The sequence below is a fragment of the Spirillospora sp. NPDC047279 genome (genome assembly GCF_040643285.1).
In the GTDB taxonomy this organism is placed as follows: domain Bacteria; phylum Actinomycetota; class Actinomycetes; order Streptosporangiales; family Streptosporangiaceae; genus Spirillospora.
Genome location: NZ_JBEYUA010000015.1, coordinates 221,531 through 237,789 on the forward strand (window position 1 = coordinate 221,531; position 16,259 = coordinate 237,789).

General features: G+C 70.9%; 16 protein-coding genes. 8 read left to right on the forward strand and 8 right to left on the reverse strand.

The window, feature by feature from the left end; genetic code table 11:
* Nucleotides 1–16 precede the first annotated feature (16 nt).
* The gene (locus ABZ810_RS34125) at nt 17–829 is read right to left on the reverse strand and encodes a glycosyltransferase (protein WP_358410298.1); all 813 of its coding nucleotides are present in this window, start codon (nt 827–829) and stop codon (nt 17–19) included.
* Between ABZ810_RS34125 and ABZ810_RS34130 the strand changes: the two genes are divergently transcribed.
* From ABZ810_RS34130 to ABZ810_RS34160, 7 genes are all read left to right on the forward strand, one after another.
* On the forward strand, nt 822–2,459 hold the full coding sequence (locus ABZ810_RS34130) for a hypothetical protein (RefSeq protein WP_358410299.1): 1,638 nt from the start codon (nt 822–824) through the stop codon (nt 2,457–2,459). The genes ABZ810_RS34125 and ABZ810_RS34130 overlap by 8 nt on opposite strands.
* Before the next feature lie 76 nt (nt 2,460–2,535).
* The gene (folP, locus tag ABZ810_RS34135) at nt 2,536–3,441 is read left to right on the forward strand and encodes a dihydropteroate synthase (protein WP_358410301.1); all 906 of its coding nucleotides are present in this window, start codon (nt 2,536–2,538) and stop codon (nt 3,439–3,441) included.
* Nucleotides 3,442–3,530: 89 nt separating this feature from the next.
* A complete protein-coding gene (locus ABZ810_RS34140; protein WP_358410302.1) occupies nt 3,531–3,782 on the forward strand; it encodes a hypothetical protein in 252 nt (83 codons plus the stop codon).
* A 145-nt stretch (nt 3,783–3,927) separates the two neighbouring features.
* Nucleotides 3,928–5,157 (forward strand): acyl-CoA dehydrogenase family protein, encoded by a 1,230-nt coding sequence (locus ABZ810_RS34145; RefSeq protein WP_358410303.1) that lies wholly within the window; start codon nt 3,928–3,930, stop codon nt 5,155–5,157.
* Nucleotides 5,158–5,302: 145 nt separating this feature from the next.
* Nucleotides 5,303–5,944, forward strand: a complete 642-nt coding sequence (locus ABZ810_RS34150; RefSeq protein WP_358410304.1) for a TetR/AcrR family transcriptional regulator — start codon at nt 5,303–5,305, stop codon at nt 5,942–5,944.
* A gap of 50 nt (nt 5,945–5,994) precedes the next feature.
* A complete protein-coding gene (locus tag ABZ810_RS34155; protein WP_358410306.1) occupies nt 5,995–6,330 on the forward strand; it encodes a phosphomannose isomerase type II C-terminal cupin domain in 336 nt (111 codons plus the stop codon).
* A 73-nt stretch (nt 6,331–6,403) separates the two neighbouring features.
* Nucleotides 6,404–7,372 (forward strand): phosphotransferase family protein, encoded by a 969-nt coding sequence (locus tag ABZ810_RS34160; RefSeq protein ID WP_358410308.1) that lies wholly within the window; start codon nt 6,404–6,406, stop codon nt 7,370–7,372.
* 16 nt (nt 7,373–7,388) lie between these two features.
* Here ABZ810_RS34160 and ABZ810_RS34165 read toward each other — a convergent pair whose 3' ends face one another.
* The 4 genes from ABZ810_RS34165 to ABZ810_RS34180 all read right to left on the reverse strand — a co-directional run bounded on the left by ABZ810_RS34165 (nt 7,389) and on the right by ABZ810_RS34180 (nt 12,853).
* A complete protein-coding gene (locus ABZ810_RS34165; protein WP_358410310.1) occupies nt 7,389–8,006 on the reverse strand; it encodes a class F sortase in 618 nt (205 codons plus the stop codon).
* Nucleotides 7,993–8,490 (reverse strand): hypothetical protein, encoded by a 498-nt coding sequence (locus ABZ810_RS34170; protein ID WP_358410312.1) that lies wholly within the window; start codon nt 8,488–8,490, stop codon nt 7,993–7,995. The genes ABZ810_RS34165 and ABZ810_RS34170 overlap by 14 nt, the downstream gene beginning before the upstream one ends.
* 186 nt (nt 8,491–8,676) lie before the next feature.
* A complete protein-coding gene (locus tag ABZ810_RS34175; RefSeq protein WP_358410313.1) occupies nt 8,677–11,448 on the reverse strand; it encodes a family 20 glycosylhydrolase in 2,772 nt (923 codons plus the stop codon).
* Nucleotides 11,449–11,659: 211 nt separating this feature from the next.
* Complete coding sequence (locus ABZ810_RS34180) at nt 11,660–12,853, reverse strand: acyl-CoA dehydrogenase family protein (protein ID WP_358410315.1); 1,194 nt, start codon at nt 12,851–12,853, stop codon at nt 11,660–11,662.
* 53 nt (nt 12,854–12,906) lie between these two features.
* Between ABZ810_RS34180 and ABZ810_RS34185 the strand changes: the two genes are divergently transcribed.
* The gene (locus ABZ810_RS34185; RefSeq protein WP_358410316.1) at nt 12,907–13,248 is read left to right on the forward strand and encodes a DUF6285 domain-containing protein; all 342 of its coding nucleotides are present in this window, start codon (nt 12,907–12,909) and stop codon (nt 13,246–13,248) included.
* A gap of 155 nt (nt 13,249–13,403) precedes the next feature.
* Here ABZ810_RS34185 and mctP read toward each other — a convergent pair whose 3' ends face one another.
* The 3 genes from mctP to ABZ810_RS34200 form a co-directional block, all read right to left on the reverse strand.
* Entirely contained in the window at nt 13,404–15,005 is a 1,602-nt protein-coding gene (gene mctP, locus ABZ810_RS34190) for a monocarboxylate uptake permease MctP (RefSeq protein ID WP_358410317.1), read from the reverse strand.
* Between the two features lie 3 nt (nt 15,006–15,008).
* A complete protein-coding gene (locus tag ABZ810_RS34195; protein ID WP_358410319.1) occupies nt 15,009–15,344 on the reverse strand; it encodes a DUF3311 domain-containing protein in 336 nt (111 codons plus the stop codon).
* A gap of 132 nt (nt 15,345–15,476) precedes the next feature.
* Nucleotides 15,477–16,034 carry a VOC family protein gene (locus ABZ810_RS34200; RefSeq protein WP_358410320.1) on the reverse strand — a complete coding sequence of 186 codons (558 nt, stop codon included), beginning with the start codon at nt 16,032–16,034 and terminating at the stop codon, nt 15,477–15,479.
* Between the last annotated feature and the right edge of the window lie 225 nt (nt 16,035–16,259).

Here is a 16,259-nt window from a genome sequence, read left to right on the forward strand (position 1 = left end):
CCCGCCGTCGCGCGGGTCAGGGTTTGCGGGGCGGCAGCGGCTCCTTCATCACGGCGTGCAGCCGCGCCAGGTAGTCCTCCCGTTCGGAGAGGTCGCCGCGGTAGGTGCGGATGACCTTCAGGACCCGCTCGGTCCAGGCGTCCCACTCCGGGCGGACCTCCGGGTCGAGCCGCCCGTGCGCCTCGGCGACGTCGAGGATCGCGCGGGAGATCTCCCCGCCCATGTCGCCCTTGTAGCGGAACCGCTGGGTGAAGAGCCCGATGTGGGTGAGGGTGACGGGCCGGCCGGACAGCACGGCGGACAGGTTGAGGTAGGCCTCGATCCCGAAGTCGGGCGGCGCGTCGTCGCCGAGGATCTCCGGCCGGATCGCGCGGAACCCGCTCAGCGGCCGGCCGCCGAACAGGCCGGACGCCTCGGGCACGAGCGCCGCGACCAGCGGGCCGTAGACGGCGATCGTCGCGCTGAGAATGGGCTTGGGCGGCGGGTCGTCGAAATCGGCGACGACCATGACCGCCGATTCCGGCGCCGTTTCGATTCCGCGGCGCAGGGTCAGGGGAATGTTGCGGCCGTTCTCCACGATGTCGGCGTCCAGAAAACACAACCAGGGCGTACGGGTGGCGCGGGCCACCGCCTTCATGGCGGCGCCCTTTCCGAGCGGCGCGGGCAGCACCTCGCATCCCGCGGAACGTGCGCGGGCGGCGGTCCCGTCGGTCGAGGCGCTGTCGACGACCACGACGCGCGTGGCGGCGTCGGCGGCCTCCCTCGCCTGCCTGATCGCATTCTCTACATAGGGCTCCTCGTTGTGGGCTACGATCGCGATAGTGAGCATTGCGGGTCAGATACCCCCTGACTGGACGATTAGCTGGATCCGCACGTACGACCTCGGTGATCTGGCCGACATCGCGCCACGTGACCTTCTTATCGCGGGAAGTGACGGCCGGGGGCGGCTCCTCGACGTCGACGCCCAGGCGTTCTTCGACATCCAGACCCTGCGGCTCGGGCACGTGGCCCGGTACCGGCTGCCGCCCATCGAGTTCGACGGGATGTTGCGGCTGCGCAGCGGCGACCGGCCGGTCGGCGGCGAGGTGTCGGTCCACCTGCTGGTGCACGCCTCCGGATTCATGGTCATCAGGCCCACCCTACGGTCCGCGTGGCTCGACTACGGCGGCCGCGTCACCGCCGAGGTCCTCGGCCAGCTGGAACGGGCCATGTGGATCACCGGCTATCCGCTGCGCTGGCACGTCTCCCCGGACCAGACCGTCGAGGGCAACGTCCGCTGCCTGATGAACTGGGTCTTCTTCGACCTCTACGAGCGCGTCCACGGCGAGGTGGACCCGGCCAAGGTCGCGTTGTGGGCCCTCGAAGGCCTCCAGGGATGCGACCGGCTGCACGAGATGTACGACGAGGGGCTCATCAACTACCCGTTCCCGGGCAGCTTCGGCGTCCAGTTCGAGATCGTCAACCCGCGGCTGAGCCCCCTCTTCCAGGGCATGGAGACCGAGGGGGAGTGGCAGCGCACCATCGACTACCTCATGTACCCCGACCGGACCGACATCCGCGCGGTGCCGATCACGCTCGGCCGGGAGACGCTGGACCGCTGGTACCTGTCGGAGAACCAGGCGCTCACACTGGTGCCCGCGGGCGACTGCGACGCCGAGATGGACGTCATCGACCCGGACCGCACCCAGCTGCTCGAGGCGCTCGGCCTGCGCCGGGCGGTGCTGCGCTGCGTCCAGCGCGACACCCAGCGGGTGCTCACCGAGCGCCTCACCGTCACCCGCTACCAGCTCGAACGCTGGCAGCACATGGTGGCCAGCACCACCGACGACTACGTCCTGCACGACCGCATCGGGCAGCTCATCGAGCCCATCCGGGTGCACAACAGCAGCGAGATCCTGATCCGCGACCTGGGCGACCTCGAACGGCAGGTGCGGGCCAACCTGGCGTGGTTCCAGGAACGCCTGGACACGCTTTCGGCCTGGACGGGCGGCCTGGTCGGCGCCTCGGTCGGCACCGTGGCGATGGTGCTGAGCCTCCAGGAGGCGCTGAAGGCTGTGCTCAGCCAGACCCTCGGCCGCGAGCCCGACAAGGTGTTCCAGGACTTCGGCTGGCTCTTCGCGCTGACCATGCTGACGCTCATGATCGCCTCGTTCACGCTGGCGGTCACGCTGATCCGCCGCGTGACCCGCACGCTGAGCCCGTTCTCGCGACGGCTGCCGGTGCGCCGCGGCCCGCGGGCCCGTCGCCGTGACCGCGCGATCCGCCGGTCGATCGCCCGGCACACTCCGCCCGCCCCGCCGCCTCCGATCCCGCCGTCTCCCGTCCCGCCCGTTCCGCCGGTCCCGCCCGTTCCGCCGGTCCCGCCCCAGGCGCCTCCCCCTGAGCGCCCGCCGCCTCCCGAACGCCCCGAGCCGCCCTCACCTGGAGGTGAGGGCGGCCAGCAACCCGCCGAGGCTTGAGCACGGCCTGGTCTCGGGGCGTGCTTGACTGGGAACTCGCCGTCGCCCGGCTCCGGGCATCGAGGAGGACGTGTCCATGACGCGGAACGAACAGAGCGCGGGATTCCTGCCTGAGCTGATCCGGCCGGATCGCACCATCGGCGCCCGCCGGTTCGACTTCTCGCGCCGCGTCGCGGTCATGGCGATCATCAACCGCACGCCCGACTCGTTCCACGACAAGGGCGCCACGTTCCAGCTCGCCAAGGCGGTCGAGGCGGCCGAGCGCGCCGTCGCCGACGGCGCCGACTGGCTCGACATCGGCGGCATGCCGTTCGGCAAGGGCCCGGCGATCCCGGTCGCCGAGGAGATCGACCGGGTGGCGCCGGTGATCGGGGCGGCGCGGGCCGCGACCGACGCGGTGATCTCGGTCGACACGTTCCGCGCGGAGGTCGCCGCGGCGGCCCTGGAGGCGGGCGCCGACGTCGTCAACGACACCAGCGGGCTCAAGGACCCCGAGCTCGCGCCCGTGGTCGCCAAGGCCGGGGCGGGCCTGGTGGTGACGCACAGCCTGGCCGGTCCGCGGGTGGAGCACCCGCGACCGGAGTACGGCGACGTGGTCGGCGAGGTGGCCGCGTTCCTGCGCGACCGGGTGGACAGGGCGCTCGAGGCGGGCGTCGGCCCGGACAACATCGTCATCGACCCCGGGCACGACCTCAACAAGAACACCTACCACTCGCTGGAGATCACCCGGCGGCTGCGCGAGATCGCCGCCATCGGCTACCCGCTGCTCGTCGCGGTCTCCAACAAGGACTTCATCGGCGAGATCCAGGACCGGCCGCAGCACGACCGGCTGGAGGGCACGATCGCGGTGCTGGCGGCGTGCGTTCTGGAGGGCGCCCGGATCGTGCGCGTGCACGACGTGCGGGCCGCGGTCGCCGCCGTCCAGATGATCGAGGCGGTGCTCGGATTCCGCGAGCCCCTTGCCCCGCGCCACAACCTCTGACCGTCCTCCAGCCCCCGCCCGGCCACCTTTCCATGGACAAGCTTCGCTGGAGTGATCACAGTGTCCCTCAGAACGTGAGGGAGGTTCATATGACGGTGCGGCTGTACGGCGAACCGGGCGGGCGGGGCGACCTCGTCGCCACGCTGGAGGAGACCGGGGCGCCGGAGGGGACGCCCTGCTGGGCGGCGTCGATGACCAACGACGACGACACCAAGAGCGTGTTCCTGGCGACGCAGTTCGACGCGGCGGCGGCCTACCGCGAGTTCCACGGCGCGGGCACGTTCGACCTGCCCGGCCGGCAGCCGGTGACGATGGTCGCGATCAAGGACCGCAGCGGCTGAGACGCGCCTCCGCGGATGCTCCGCCGGTGCTAAGCCGGGACGGCTTTTCATCGCGTTCTGTGACTCTGGCCACCGTGTTACCCCCGGTAACCCCAGCCGATGCTACCGTTGGTAACAGACGATATTGGAGAAAGGGTCAATAACGATGACGAGCAGCGCGGCGACGCCTTTCTCGCTGGAGCTCAGCGAGGACGTCCGCGAAGTCCAGCAGTGGGTGCACGAGTTCGCCAAGGACGTCGTGCGTCCCGCCGCCGAGGAGTGGGACGAGCGCGAGGAGACCCCTTGGCCGCTGATCCAGGAGGCCTCCAAGGTGGGCCTCTACTCCCTCGACTTCTTTGCCACCCAGTGGCTCGAGCCCACCGGGCTCGGCATCCCGGTCGCGTTCGAGGAACTGTTCTGGGGTGACGCCGGGATCGCGCTGTCGATCGTCGGCACCGGCCTGGCCGCCGCCTCGATCGCCGCCGTGGGGACTCCCGACCAGATCGCCGAGTGGGTGCCCCAGATGTTCGGCACCACCGACGACGTGAAGCTGGGCGCCTTCTGCGCGTCCGAGCCGGACGCCGGCAGCGACGTGGGCTCGATCCGCACCCGTGCGGCCTACGACGAGGCCAAGGACGAGTGGGTGATCAACGGCACCAAGACCTGGGCCACCAACGGCGGCATCGCCGACGTTCACGTCGTGGTCGCCTCGGTCTACCCCGACCTCGGCAGCCGGGGCCAGGCCAGTTTCATCATCCCGGCCGGCACGCCCGGGCTGAAGCAGGGCCAGAAGTTCAAGAAGCACGGCATCCGCGCCTCGCACACCGCCGAGGTCATCCTGGACGGCGTGCGGGTGCCGAGCCACCTGATCGTCGGCGGCAAGGAGAAGTTCGACGAGCGCATCGCGCGCACCCGCGAGGGCAAGAGCTCCAAGGGCCAGGCCGCGATGAAGACGTTCGAGACCACCCGCCCCTCGGTGGGCGCGATGGCCATCGGAGTCGGCCGCGCCGCCTACGACTACGCCCTCCAGTACGCCCAGGAGCGCGAGCAGTTCGGCAAGAAGATCGGTGACTTCCAGGCCATCGCGTTCAAGCTGGCCGACATGAAGTGCCAGGTCGACGCCGCGCGGCTGATGGTGTGGCGGGCCGCCTGGATGGCCAAGAACGGCAAGGACTTCACCAGCGCCGAGGGCTCCATGGCCAAGCTGATGGCCAGCGAGGCCGCCGTGCGCGTCACCGAGGAGGCCATCCAGATCCTCGGCGGCAACGGCTACACCCGCGAGTACCCGGTCGAGCGCATGCACCGCGACTCCAAGATCTTCACCATTTTCGAGGGCACCAGCGAGATCCAGCGGCTGGTCATCGGGCGGACCGTCACCGGCCTCCCGGTGCGCTGACCCGCGTCGATAGCGAGCCCCCGTCCCTCGCGGGCGGGGGCCTCCCGGCCTGCGCGCACGGCGGACGACCGTATTGGACGTTTCGTCAGTGAGATGGGCCACCGGCATGCCGGGCACCGCACAGAGATGGCGTACGGTTCTGCACATGACGACCATGGGGACGGCGCGGGCCGGGGCGGGGCGCGACCCCGGCCGCCGCCGTGCCCTGCTGGAGGCGGCCGACCGCGTCATCCAGCGCGAGGGCCCCGGCGCCTCGATGGCCTCCATCGCCGCCGAGGCGGGGATCAGCAAGCCGATCCTCTACCGGCACTTCGGCGACAAGAGCGGTCTCTACCAGGCGCTGGCCGAGCGGCACACGCGCAAGCTGATCGAGGGCGTCCGGGCCGAGTTCTCCCGGGCCACCTCGGTGCGGGCGCGCGTGCGGTCGACGATCGACACCTACCTGTCGACGATCTCGGCGAACCTCAACCTCTACCGGTTCCTCATGCACCGCGCCAGCGCCGAGGACGCCGCCACGCACGGCGCCATGAGCACGATGATCCGCGGCCTGAGCCGGGAGCTGGCCGAGGTCATGATCGCCGAGGGCGAGCTGGCCGACCGCACCCGCGCCAACGTCTGGGCGCACGCGGTGATCGGCATGGTGCAGACCGCGGGCGACTGGTGGCTCGACCACGTCGGCGAGGTGCCGCGCGAGACCGTGGTCGACAGCCTCGCCGACCTCATACTGGAGGGCCTCCCGGCCGCCGCCGGGTACTCCGACCGTGTTCTCGAGATGTTCCGGAAATGACGATTCCCGAGGTGACAGTGCAGTCCGCCCCTCGAACCGAACCCGCAGTGGTGACCGACGAGCGCCCCTGGGGCCGCTTCGAACGGTTCACGCTCAACGAGCCCTCGACGGTGAAGCTGATCCACGTCGAGCCGGGCCAGCGGCTCAGCCTCCAGCGCCACCGCGACCGCGACGAGTTGTGGGTGGCGCTCGACCCGGGCCTGGTCTTCGAGGTGGCCGGCCGCACGATCCATCCCGAGGTCGGCGACCGGGTGCTCATCCGGGCCGGTGAGACGCACCGCCTCGGCACGAGGTCGGCGACGACGGTCCGCATCATGGAGATCGCGTTCGGCCGGTTCGACGAGGACGACATCGAACGCCTCGAAGACTCCTACGGCCGCACCTGACCCCGTCCTCGCGCGACCGGCACGGTCCCTGCTTGGATGGGGCGAAAGTGGTCACTTATGCGAGGGGTGCGCGGTGGATCTCGACCGGCTGACCGGACCGCTGACCGAGGTGCTCGCCGCGCGGTACGGCGCGGACGTGCGGGTGCGCGGGCTGCGCCGTGACAGCGGCGGCGCGTCCCGGGTCACCTGCGCGTTCGACGCGGTCACCGCGGCGGGGGAGAGCCATCCGCTCATCCTCCGCCTCGAGACGCAGGGGGCGATGGCGAGCAACGCCCTGACGCAGGAGGCCGCGCTGATGCGCGCCGCCGCCGCTGCCGGCGTGCCCAGCCCCGAGGTGGTCGCCGCGATGGGCCCCGAGGGGCCGCTCGGCGCCGAGTTCGTCGTGATGGAACGGGTCGAGGGCCAGACCATCCCGCGCCGCATCCTGCGCGATCCCGCGCTGGCGGACGTCCGGCCGCGCCTCGCCGCGCAGTGCGGCGAGGCCCTGGCGGCGATCCACCGCATCCCCGCCGCCGACGTCCCCGCGCTCGAACGCACCGACCAGCTGGAGGCGTGGAAAGCGGTCCTCGACTCCATCGGGGAGCCGCACCCGGCGCTGGAGTTCGCCCTGCGCTGGCTGGCCCGCAACCGGCCGCCGGCGCACCGGTCCGTCGTCGTGCACGGCGACTTCCGCAACGGCAACCTCATCATCGGCCCCGACGGCATCCGCGCCGTGCTCGACTGGGAGCTGGCCCACCTCGGCGACCCGCTGGAGGACCTCGGCTGGTTGTGCGTGAAGGCCTGGCGGTTCGGGTCCGAGCACCCGGTCGGCGGCTTCGGCCCGTACGAGCAGCTGATCGAGGCGTACGAGCGCGCGGGCGGCACCGAGGTCGACCGGGTCGCGCTGCGCTGGTGGGAGATGTTCGGCGTCGCGCGCTGGGCCGTCATCTGCGTGATGCAGGCCCAGCGCCATCTCACCGGCGGCGAACGTTCCGTCGAGCTCGCCGCCCTCGGCCGCCGCGTCGCCGAGAACGAATGGGACCTCCTCCAGATGTTGCCCTGAGCACCGGGTCCGCCGGCTATCCCGCCCCGACGAGGTGGGCGTAGACGATGATGTTGTCGCGGTAGGAGTGCTCCTCCTTGTTGTAGGAGCCGCCGCAGGTCACCAGGCGCAGCCCGGCGTAGCGCACGTCGCCGTACACCCGGTTGCGGGGGAACTCGTACTTGTGGATCTGCTCGACCGCGTCCACCCTGAAGACCGCCTGGCTCCGGTCGTGCCGCCGGATCCGCACCTCGGTGCCCGGCTTGACCTTGTGGAGCCTGTAGAAGACGGCCTTCCCGTCGAGGTCGTCGTAGTGCCCCAGCATCACCGCCGAACCCCGGCTGCCGGGCACAGGGCCGCGCTGGTACCAGCCGACCTGCCCCGACTTGTCGAACGGCGGGACCTGGACCGTGCCGTCGTCCTTCTTGTCGAGCCTCATCACCGCCGCGTCCAGCCCGATGTCGGGGATCGAGATCCGCCGGGGCGGCGAGACGGCGAGCTCGGCGCCCGCCGGGATGTTCCAGAGCGCCCGCGGGCCGCCGAGGTCGCGGTAGTGCGTCTCGCCGCCGCCGCCCCTCATGCCCTGGCCCATGGCCAGCGCGCCGAGGACGGCGAGACCGCCGGCGATCAGGTAGCCGCGGTTACGCTCGCCCACGGGCCCGGGCCCGGAACAGCACGATCCCGCCGATGCCCGCGGCCCCGGCGACCATGGCCAGGCCGGCGCCGGTCCAGGGCAGCTCGGGCCCCTGGGCGCCGCCGCCGCCCGTCGTCGCCCAGCCGCTGGGATTGCTGTCGTGGCCGCGCGACTTCTTCTTCACGACCTTGACCTTGCCGGTCTGGGAGTAGCCGGACGGGATGCACTTGGCCGTGACGGTGTACCGGCCCGGCTCGTTCTTCTTGACCTTGGCGTCGACGCTGAAGTAGCCGCTGGTCACCGCGCCGCCGCCGCTGGCGGCGCCGGAGACGCTCACGTAGGTGTCGCGGCTGTTGTTGTTGGCCTCGCAACCACCGGAGACGGTGACGGTCTCGCCGGGACTGGCGGTACCCGGGTCGAGGTCGAGGTCGTCGGCCCATGCCGCCGGTCCCGACACGACGAGGGCGAGCACCCCCGTGCTGATGACGGCCGCTCTGGTACGCAACTGGTCCCCCCGGAAACTCGTGGTGCTGTGGGGCAGGGCCCCGCTGACCTCGTGATTCCCGGCCGTCGCGCCGCCAAGGCCGCATTGAAGGGATCTTTGCCGACAATTACCGAAGGCGCGGAGAGGCCGGGCGGCCCGGTGGGGGCGGGCGCCCGGCCTCTCCTTCCCTCTAGCCGGCCGGTCCGGTCACTGGAGCAGCGTCCAGGCCCTGGGGGAGGTGTCCGGGGCCTGGCCGGTGCTCGCCGACCGGGCGGTGAAGATCTCGCCCTGGTACGTGACGAGGGTTCCCGGCCGGTAGGCGGTCCCGTCCTGCCAGGCGGGCACGTTCACCGGGGAGAGGCGGCTCGCCCTGCCGTCCGATGCGCGGGTGCGGGTCAGGGCCGCGCTCCCCGCCCGGACCGGTCCGGTGTAGGCCCGCCAGTGCACGCCGTCGGCGGAGTACTCGATGGCCAGGCCCGGGTTGCGGACGTTGGCCGTGAGCGTGCCGCCGTCGAGCTTCGCGCCGGGCGGCGGGATCCGGTAGTTGACGCCCTCGCCGTGCAGCCCGACCGGCTTGTAGGCGTCCAGCAGCGGGAAGGTGACCTGCCCGAGCGTGTTGTTGAAGGTGTTCCAGGCGGCCGGCATCTCGGCGGTACCGGGGGTCCGGCGGTTCCAGGCGCGCTCGGCGGCGCCGAGCAGCTTGGGGAACGCCTGGTATTCGCGGATCTCCGGCGTCTTGCCGTTCTCGGCCCAGAGCTGGGCCTCCAGCCCGAGGATGTTCTTCCTGCCGGTCTCGGTGAGCCTGGTCCAGTTCGGGTCGGGGGTGAACGGCGCTCCCCACCGGGTCTCGGTGGCGTTGGCGTACACGTTGAACGGCTGGTAGGTGAAGGTGGACTTCTCGTCCACGTACGCGGCCCAGTAGTAGCCGGGCTCGTCCGGGTCCTTGTTGTAGGCCAGGTCCATGTAGAGGTTGGTGGCGTGCGCCAGGATCACCGGCGTGCCCTCGTTGGCGAAGCGGTAGGCCCAGTCCTCGCGGCCCCAGCCCCACACGTTCTGCCACGGCAGCGGCGTGAAGTTCTTCAGCCGGAACGGGGTGTCGGGGTGGGTGACGTCCTCCCAGCCGGAGGTGGCCGGGGCGGCGGTGAGCGCGATGGCGTTCCACTTGGTGAAGAACAGCTCCTTGAGCTGCTCGCCGTTCTTGCCCGCCGTGTCGGGGTCGTTCTCGCAGGCCGGCGAGCCGGACCACCATCCGTCCGGCGGGCCCGGCGGCTCGTCGCCGCCCAGGTTGACCCGGTTGAGCGGGGCGCCCGCCGACCGGTACATCTTCTTGACCTCGCCGACGACCTTCGTCAGGAAGGCGTACGTGCCGGGCACGCACGGATTGGCGAGGTTGTCGTTGTAGTACTGCACGCTGACGTGCCGCGAGGTGTCGGCGGGGTCGAGCAGCCGGTACGTGGCGTCACCGGTGCGCTGGTAACGGCGCTCCATCGACTGGACGGCGGCGCGGGCGTGCGCGGGGAAGTTCAGCTCGGGCACGACCTCGATGTGCCGCTCGGCCGCGTAGGCGAGGATCTCCTGGAAGTCCTTGACCGAGTAGTGCCCGCTGCCCTTGCCGACGAAGTTCTGCATCGACTGCTCGACGCCCTGGTAGGCGGGCCTGCGCCCGAGGTTGGCCTCGGTCTGGCTCCGCGGTTTGCCGGCGACGCCGTCGCCGCCGCCCAGGTCGTTGACCGATCCCATGCCCTGGTGCAGGGACCCGGTCTCGGCGGGGTCGAGGGCGCGCCTGGACCCGAACCCGGTGAGCTCGGGCAGGCCGGGGATCTCGACCCGCCACCCCTCGTCGTTGGTCAGGCCGAAGTGCAGCCGGTTGAGCTTGGTGAAGGCCATCAGGTCCAGGAACTTCTTGACGGTCTCCTTGGTCTCGAAGTGCCGGGCCGTGTCGATGTGCAGGCCGCGGTACCCGAACAGCGGGGCGTCGGCGATCCGCGCCCGCGGCACGGCGACCTGGTCGCCGCCCGCCTCGCGGGCGTTCGCCGGGATCAGCTGCCGGAGCGTCTGGACCCCGTAGAGCACGCCGGCCCTGTCGGTGCCGACGATCTCCACGCCCCCTGCGGTGCTGGTGAGGGTGTAGCCCTCGGCGTCGGCCTCGCCGTCGCGGTCGACGTCCAGCCGGGGGTCCAGGCGGAGCGTGAGGGGCGCGCCGCCGCCCTTGGCCGCGTCGCGCAGCGCGGACCTCAGGTAGGCCGCCTCGCCGCGCAGCGCGGCGGGGTGCGCGATGGACGACGCGCCGTCGATCCGCACCGTGCCGCCGGTCGCGGCGGCCGACAGCGGCTGCGGCACGATGCGCTGCCGCAGCGTGAGGTCCTGCCTGGGCGAGGTGTTCTCGGCGAAGCGGGTCGCCGCCGTCTGCACGGGGCGCACGTCGCCGGAGAACGCCTTGGTCTGCTTCGGGTCCGCGGGGTCGAGCAGCGTCTTGGACGGCATCCAGCGGGGCTTGCCGTCGCCGTGGGCGATGCTCCATCCGGCGGGCCCGTCGGACTTGTGCGTCGCCCAGAGCTCGATGTTGACGTCGATCGCGCGGCGTTCGCCCGGGGCCACCGGCCTGAAGGAGGCGGCGGGTTTGAGCGCGTAGAAGTCGCCGCTCTGCGCCCTGTCGGCGCGGGCCACCGAGAGGCCCTGGCGGGCGAGCTGCTCGCGCGCGATGTCCCCGGCGGCGCCGGGCAGGACCGCGGCGGGCTGGCGGACGGAGTTGAAGTACATCGTCCAGCCGCCGCCGAGCGCGCAGCGGCCGTCGCCGTTGGCGAGGGTCAGCCGCGCGAGGAAGTACGAGGCGTCGGTGACGGTGTGGTCGACCGGCTGGTAGGTCATCAGCAGGTCGCCGGCGTCCGGATAGCAGGCGGCGGACGCGGTGAGGGGGGTGGAGGCCACGGCGAAGGTCGCGGCGAGCGCGACGGCCGAGCCGATGGCTGCGGATCTCATCGGGGTCTTCATGGCAGCGTGGACCGGCTTTCCTTGAGTCGGCGTCGATCTCAGGGCAGCATTTTGAATAGGAAAGTAACCTATCTATTTGCCATGAGCCCAGCGCCTCATCCGGCCATGTGCGAAGGCGCAGGCAGCACCGGGGCGGCCGGAGCCGGACAGCGGGCGGAACTTGACGGCCACGCCGTGAAGGGGGAGGCGGGCGGCCGCGTCAGCGCAGGCCGAACTCCCAGGTGCGCCCCTCCTTGTACTCCTTGAGGATGCGCCGCGCGGTCGTCGTCACGTGCACCTCGTCGGGCCCGTCGAAGATGCGCCCCGCGCGGGCGTGCCGGTACATGTGGTCCAGCGGCGTGTCCGGCGTGAGGCCCTCCGCCCCGTACACCTGGATGGCGCGGTCGATGACGTTGTGCAGCATGCGGGCCGCCGCCACCTTGATGACGCCGATCTCCACGCGCGCCTGCTCGCCGGCGTCGATCTTGTGCGCGGCGTGCAGCGTGAGCAGCCGGGACGACTGGATCTCGGAGTAGGAGTCGAAGACGTGCTGCTGGAGCAGCTGCTTGCCCGACAGCGGCCCGCCGAACGCCGTCCGCTCGTGCAGCCGCGCGCACATCAGGTCGAACGCCCGCTGCGCCTGCCCGAGGAAGCGCATGCAGTGGAAGATCCGGCCGGGGCCGAGCCGCTCCTGGGCGATCACGAAACCGTGCCCGCGCGGCCCGAGGAGGTGGTCGGCCGGCACCCGGACGTCGTCGTACAGCACCTCGCAGTGCGAGCCGTCGAGGCCGAGCACCGGAGTGTCGCGCACGATCGTGTAGCCCGGGGTCCCGGTCGGCACGAGGATCATGCTGAACGACAGGTACGGCGAGGTGTCCGCGGGCTCGGTGCGGCACATGACCGTGGTGTACGCGGCCAGGCTCGCGCCGGTGGTGAACCACTTGCGGCCCCGGATCACCCACTCGTCCCCCTCCAGCGTCGCGGTGGTGGTGAGCTGGGTGGGGTCGGAGCTGGAGATCCCCGGCTCGGTCATCGCGAAGCTCGGGTTGATCTCGGCCTGCACCAGCGGCTTGAGGAACCGGTCGCGCTGCCGCTCGCTCGCGTACCGGTGCAGCATGATCGAGTCCTGGAGCGTGTACGTGCCGAGCGCGAGCTGGCCGAACTCGCTGCGGCCCTGCACCTCGTTCACGTACACGTAGTCGAGGAAGGGCAGCCCGCCGCCGCCCAGCTCCTTCGGATGGCCGAGCGCCCACAGGCCCTCGGCCTTCGCCTGCCGCCGAAGCTCGGCGAGCAGCGCGGTGGCCTCGTCGCCGCCCCTCCTCAGCACCGGCTCGGCGGGCTCGACCCGCTCGGTCATGAAGCCGTGGACGGCGTCGCGGATCGGCCGGACGGACGCGGGCACCTCGAAGCTCATGATCCCTCCTCGGGTCTAGAATCGCATTCTGTCCTGGATCGGGAGGAAGCGCGATGCCCCAGCCGCACGACGCCCCGGACGCCCGCGAGCTCGTCGCGGCCGTCCGCGAGTTCCTCGAACGCGACGTCCTGTCCACCCTGGAGGGGCGCACGCGCTTCCACGGCCTGGTCGCGGTCAACGTCCTCGGGATGGTCGAGCGCGAGCTCGCGCTGGGGCCCGGGCAGGAACGCGCGCACGCGGCGCGGCTGGCCGGCCTGGGCTTCGACGACGACGCCGGGTTCGCCGCCGCGATCCGGGAGGGCCGCCTGGACGACCGCTACGACGAGGTCAAGGAGGCCCTGCTGGAGACCGTCGCCGACAAGCTGGCCGTCGCCGACCCCGCGTACACCGGCTGAACCCCTGCGAGCCGCGCCCGGACGGGCGGCGCCCGTTCATGAGCCGCGCCCGTTCATGAGCCGCGCCCGTTCATGAGCCGCGCCCGTTCATGAGCTGAGCCCGGGCCCCTGGACGGGGACCGGGCTCAGCGGGGTGGGATGGGAAACGGTCCGGATCAGGTCGAGCCGGTCAGCTCCAGGTCCTTGACCTTCGGGTCGCCCTCGTCGGCGGTGTAGTCGTCCGTACGGGTGGCGTCCTCGCCGTCCTTGACCTTGGCGGCCTTGAGGATCACCGTGCCGATGATCGCCACGAGGAGGTTCAGCGCGAGCGCCAGCACCCCGACGTAGATCGTCATCTTGGTGTCGAAGCCCAGCTCGCTCAGGTTGTAGGCCGAACCGCCGAAGTGCTCCTTGCCCTTGGCCGGGTTGGGGATCTCGTAGAGCATCCACAGGCCCCACGCCAGGCCGGCCGCCCAGCCGGCGATCAGCGCGCCGCGGTGGAACCAGCGGGTCATCAGGCCGAGCGCCACCGCGGGCAGCGTCTGCAGGATGATGACGCCGCCGATCAGCTGCAGGTCGATGGAGAACTGCGGGTCCAGCAGCAGGATGCAGGCGACCGCGCCGACCTTGACGATCAGCGAGACCAGCTTGCTGACCGTGGCCTCCTGCTTCTCGGTGGCGTCCTTGCGGATGTACTCCTTGTAGATGTTGCGGGTGAACAGGTTGGCCGCGGCGATCGACATGATCGCGGCGGGGACCAGCGCGCCGATGCCGACCGCGGCGAACGCGACGCCGGCGAACCAGCTCGGGAACATCTGGTCGAACAGCACCGGCACCACCGTGTTGGTGTCGGTGCCGATCGGCTTGACCCCGGCGGCGATGGCCATGAAGCCCAGCAGCGCGATCAGGCCCAGCACGAAGCTGTAGGCGGGCAGGGCCGCCATGTTGCGCTTGATCACGTTGCGGTTCTTGCTGGCCAGCACGCCGGTGATGCTGTGCGGGTAGAGGAACAGCGCCAGCGCCGAGCCGAGTGCGAGCATCGCGTAGTTGAGCTGGTTGGCGTCGTTGAGGAAGATGCCGTCACCGGGGGCCGGCGTCTTGTCGAACTTGGCCTGCGCCGCGTCGAAGATGCCGCCCCAGCCGCCGGCGATCTTGCTCGGGATGTAGATCACCGCGACGATGATCACCAGGTAGATCAGCACGTCCTTGACGAACGCGATGAGGGCGGGCGCCCGCAGGCCGGACTGGTAGGTGTAGGCGGCCAGGATCGCGAACGCGATGATGATCGGCAGGTGGCCCTCGACGCCCATCGCCTTGAGGACGGCCTCGATGCCGACCAGCTGGAGCGCGATGTAGGGCATCGTCGCGACGATGCCGGTGATCGCGACCACCAGCGCCAGCGTCGGCGAGCCGAAGCGGGCCCGCACGAAGTCGGCGGGGGTCACGAAGCCGTGCACGTGCGACACCGACCAGAGCCGGATCAGCACCAGGAACACCAGCGGGTAGACCACGATCGTGTAGGGGACCGCGTAGAAGCCCATCGCGCCGGCGCCGAACACCAGCGCCGGCACGGCGACGAACGTGTAGGCGGTGTAGAGGTCGCCGCCGATCAGGAACCAGCTGACCCAGCTGCCGAAGTTGCGGCCGCCCAGGCCCCACTCGTCCAGGCTGTCCATCGTGGTCGGGCGGCGCCACCGCGCGGCGACGAAGCCCATCCCGCTGACCAGCGCGAAGAGAAGACCGAAGATCACCAGCTCGGTGACGTGATCGCTGCTCATCGGTCAGTCCTCCTTCCGCTTGGTCATGCGGTAGACGACCAGCGTGCTGATCACGCCCAGCGGGATGAAGACGAGCAGCTGGATCCAGTAGAAGGCGGGGAACCCGCCGAGCCGCGGCTCCTCCTTGTTGAACAGGAACGTGAGCAGGGGGATCACGACCGGGACAACGAGCAGCCAGTTCCAGTGACTGCGATCCGAGCGCCGGGGTGCCGGCGGCGGACCTTGCGAGTCCTGCGAGTCTTGCGAGGCCAAGGGGGGTTCCTCCTCGTCGCGTGCGCATCGCGCGACCCGTCCGCATCCTGAGACGGGCCTGAAATCAGGGGTGAGTGGCGGGAGCATAACCACCCCCTGGTCACAGCTGAATCTCAGTCGTGGCACGAGTGGGTGGATCGGTCCAACGGGTCCACGATCCGAAACCCCAGGTCACCGCGCGACCGGACCGAACGGGCGGGAGGCTGCTCGTGGCGGATCTCAGACGGTACGGTCGGCGGCGGTCTTCGGCTCGTGCCGCACGTCCCCGGGCTGGTCGAGGTCCCGCGTCCAGCAGGCGAACTCGACCAGGATCCCGTCGGGGTCCTTGAAGTAGACGGACCGCACGAACACCCCGTCGTGCGGCTCCCTGGCCACCCCGAACTCGCTGTCGTCGTGGTTGAGCAGCACGCCGACGTCGACGCCCTTGGCGATCAGCTTGTCCCGGTACTCCTCGATCCGGTCCGGGGGCACGTCGATGGCGATGTGGTTCATCGAGCCGACGGCCGACAGCAGTTCGCCGCGGTCGGGCAGGTTCTTGGGGGCGGACACGCCGGGCACCGGCTCGGGGGCGTCGGGGAACCAGAAGAACGCCAGCGCGTTGCCGCCCCCGCAGTCGAAGAAGAAGTGCTGTCCCCAGCCCATCGGCAGCTCGATCGTCTTGATCAGCGGCATGCCGAGCACGCCCGAGTAGAAGTCGACCGTGCGCTTCATGTCGCTGCAGACCAGGGCCAGGTGGTTGACCCCGCGCAGTTCGAACTCGGTGTTCGTGCCGGTCATGGCTGGGAGCTCCCGGTGCGGTGGGCGGGCGCGCGCCGGAGGGCGCACGCCCACGTAAGCGGACCCTTTTCGCCATGATGACAAGCCGGGGCCGAATTTAGAACCCCGTTCGGCGAGCGTCGCGGCTCGACCCCCGTCCGGCGAACCGGTAGGCTCGCCGCATGCGAATCGAGACCCACCAGTGGTGGTGGCGCCGCTGAGGCGGTGCCAGATTCGTGCTTGCTC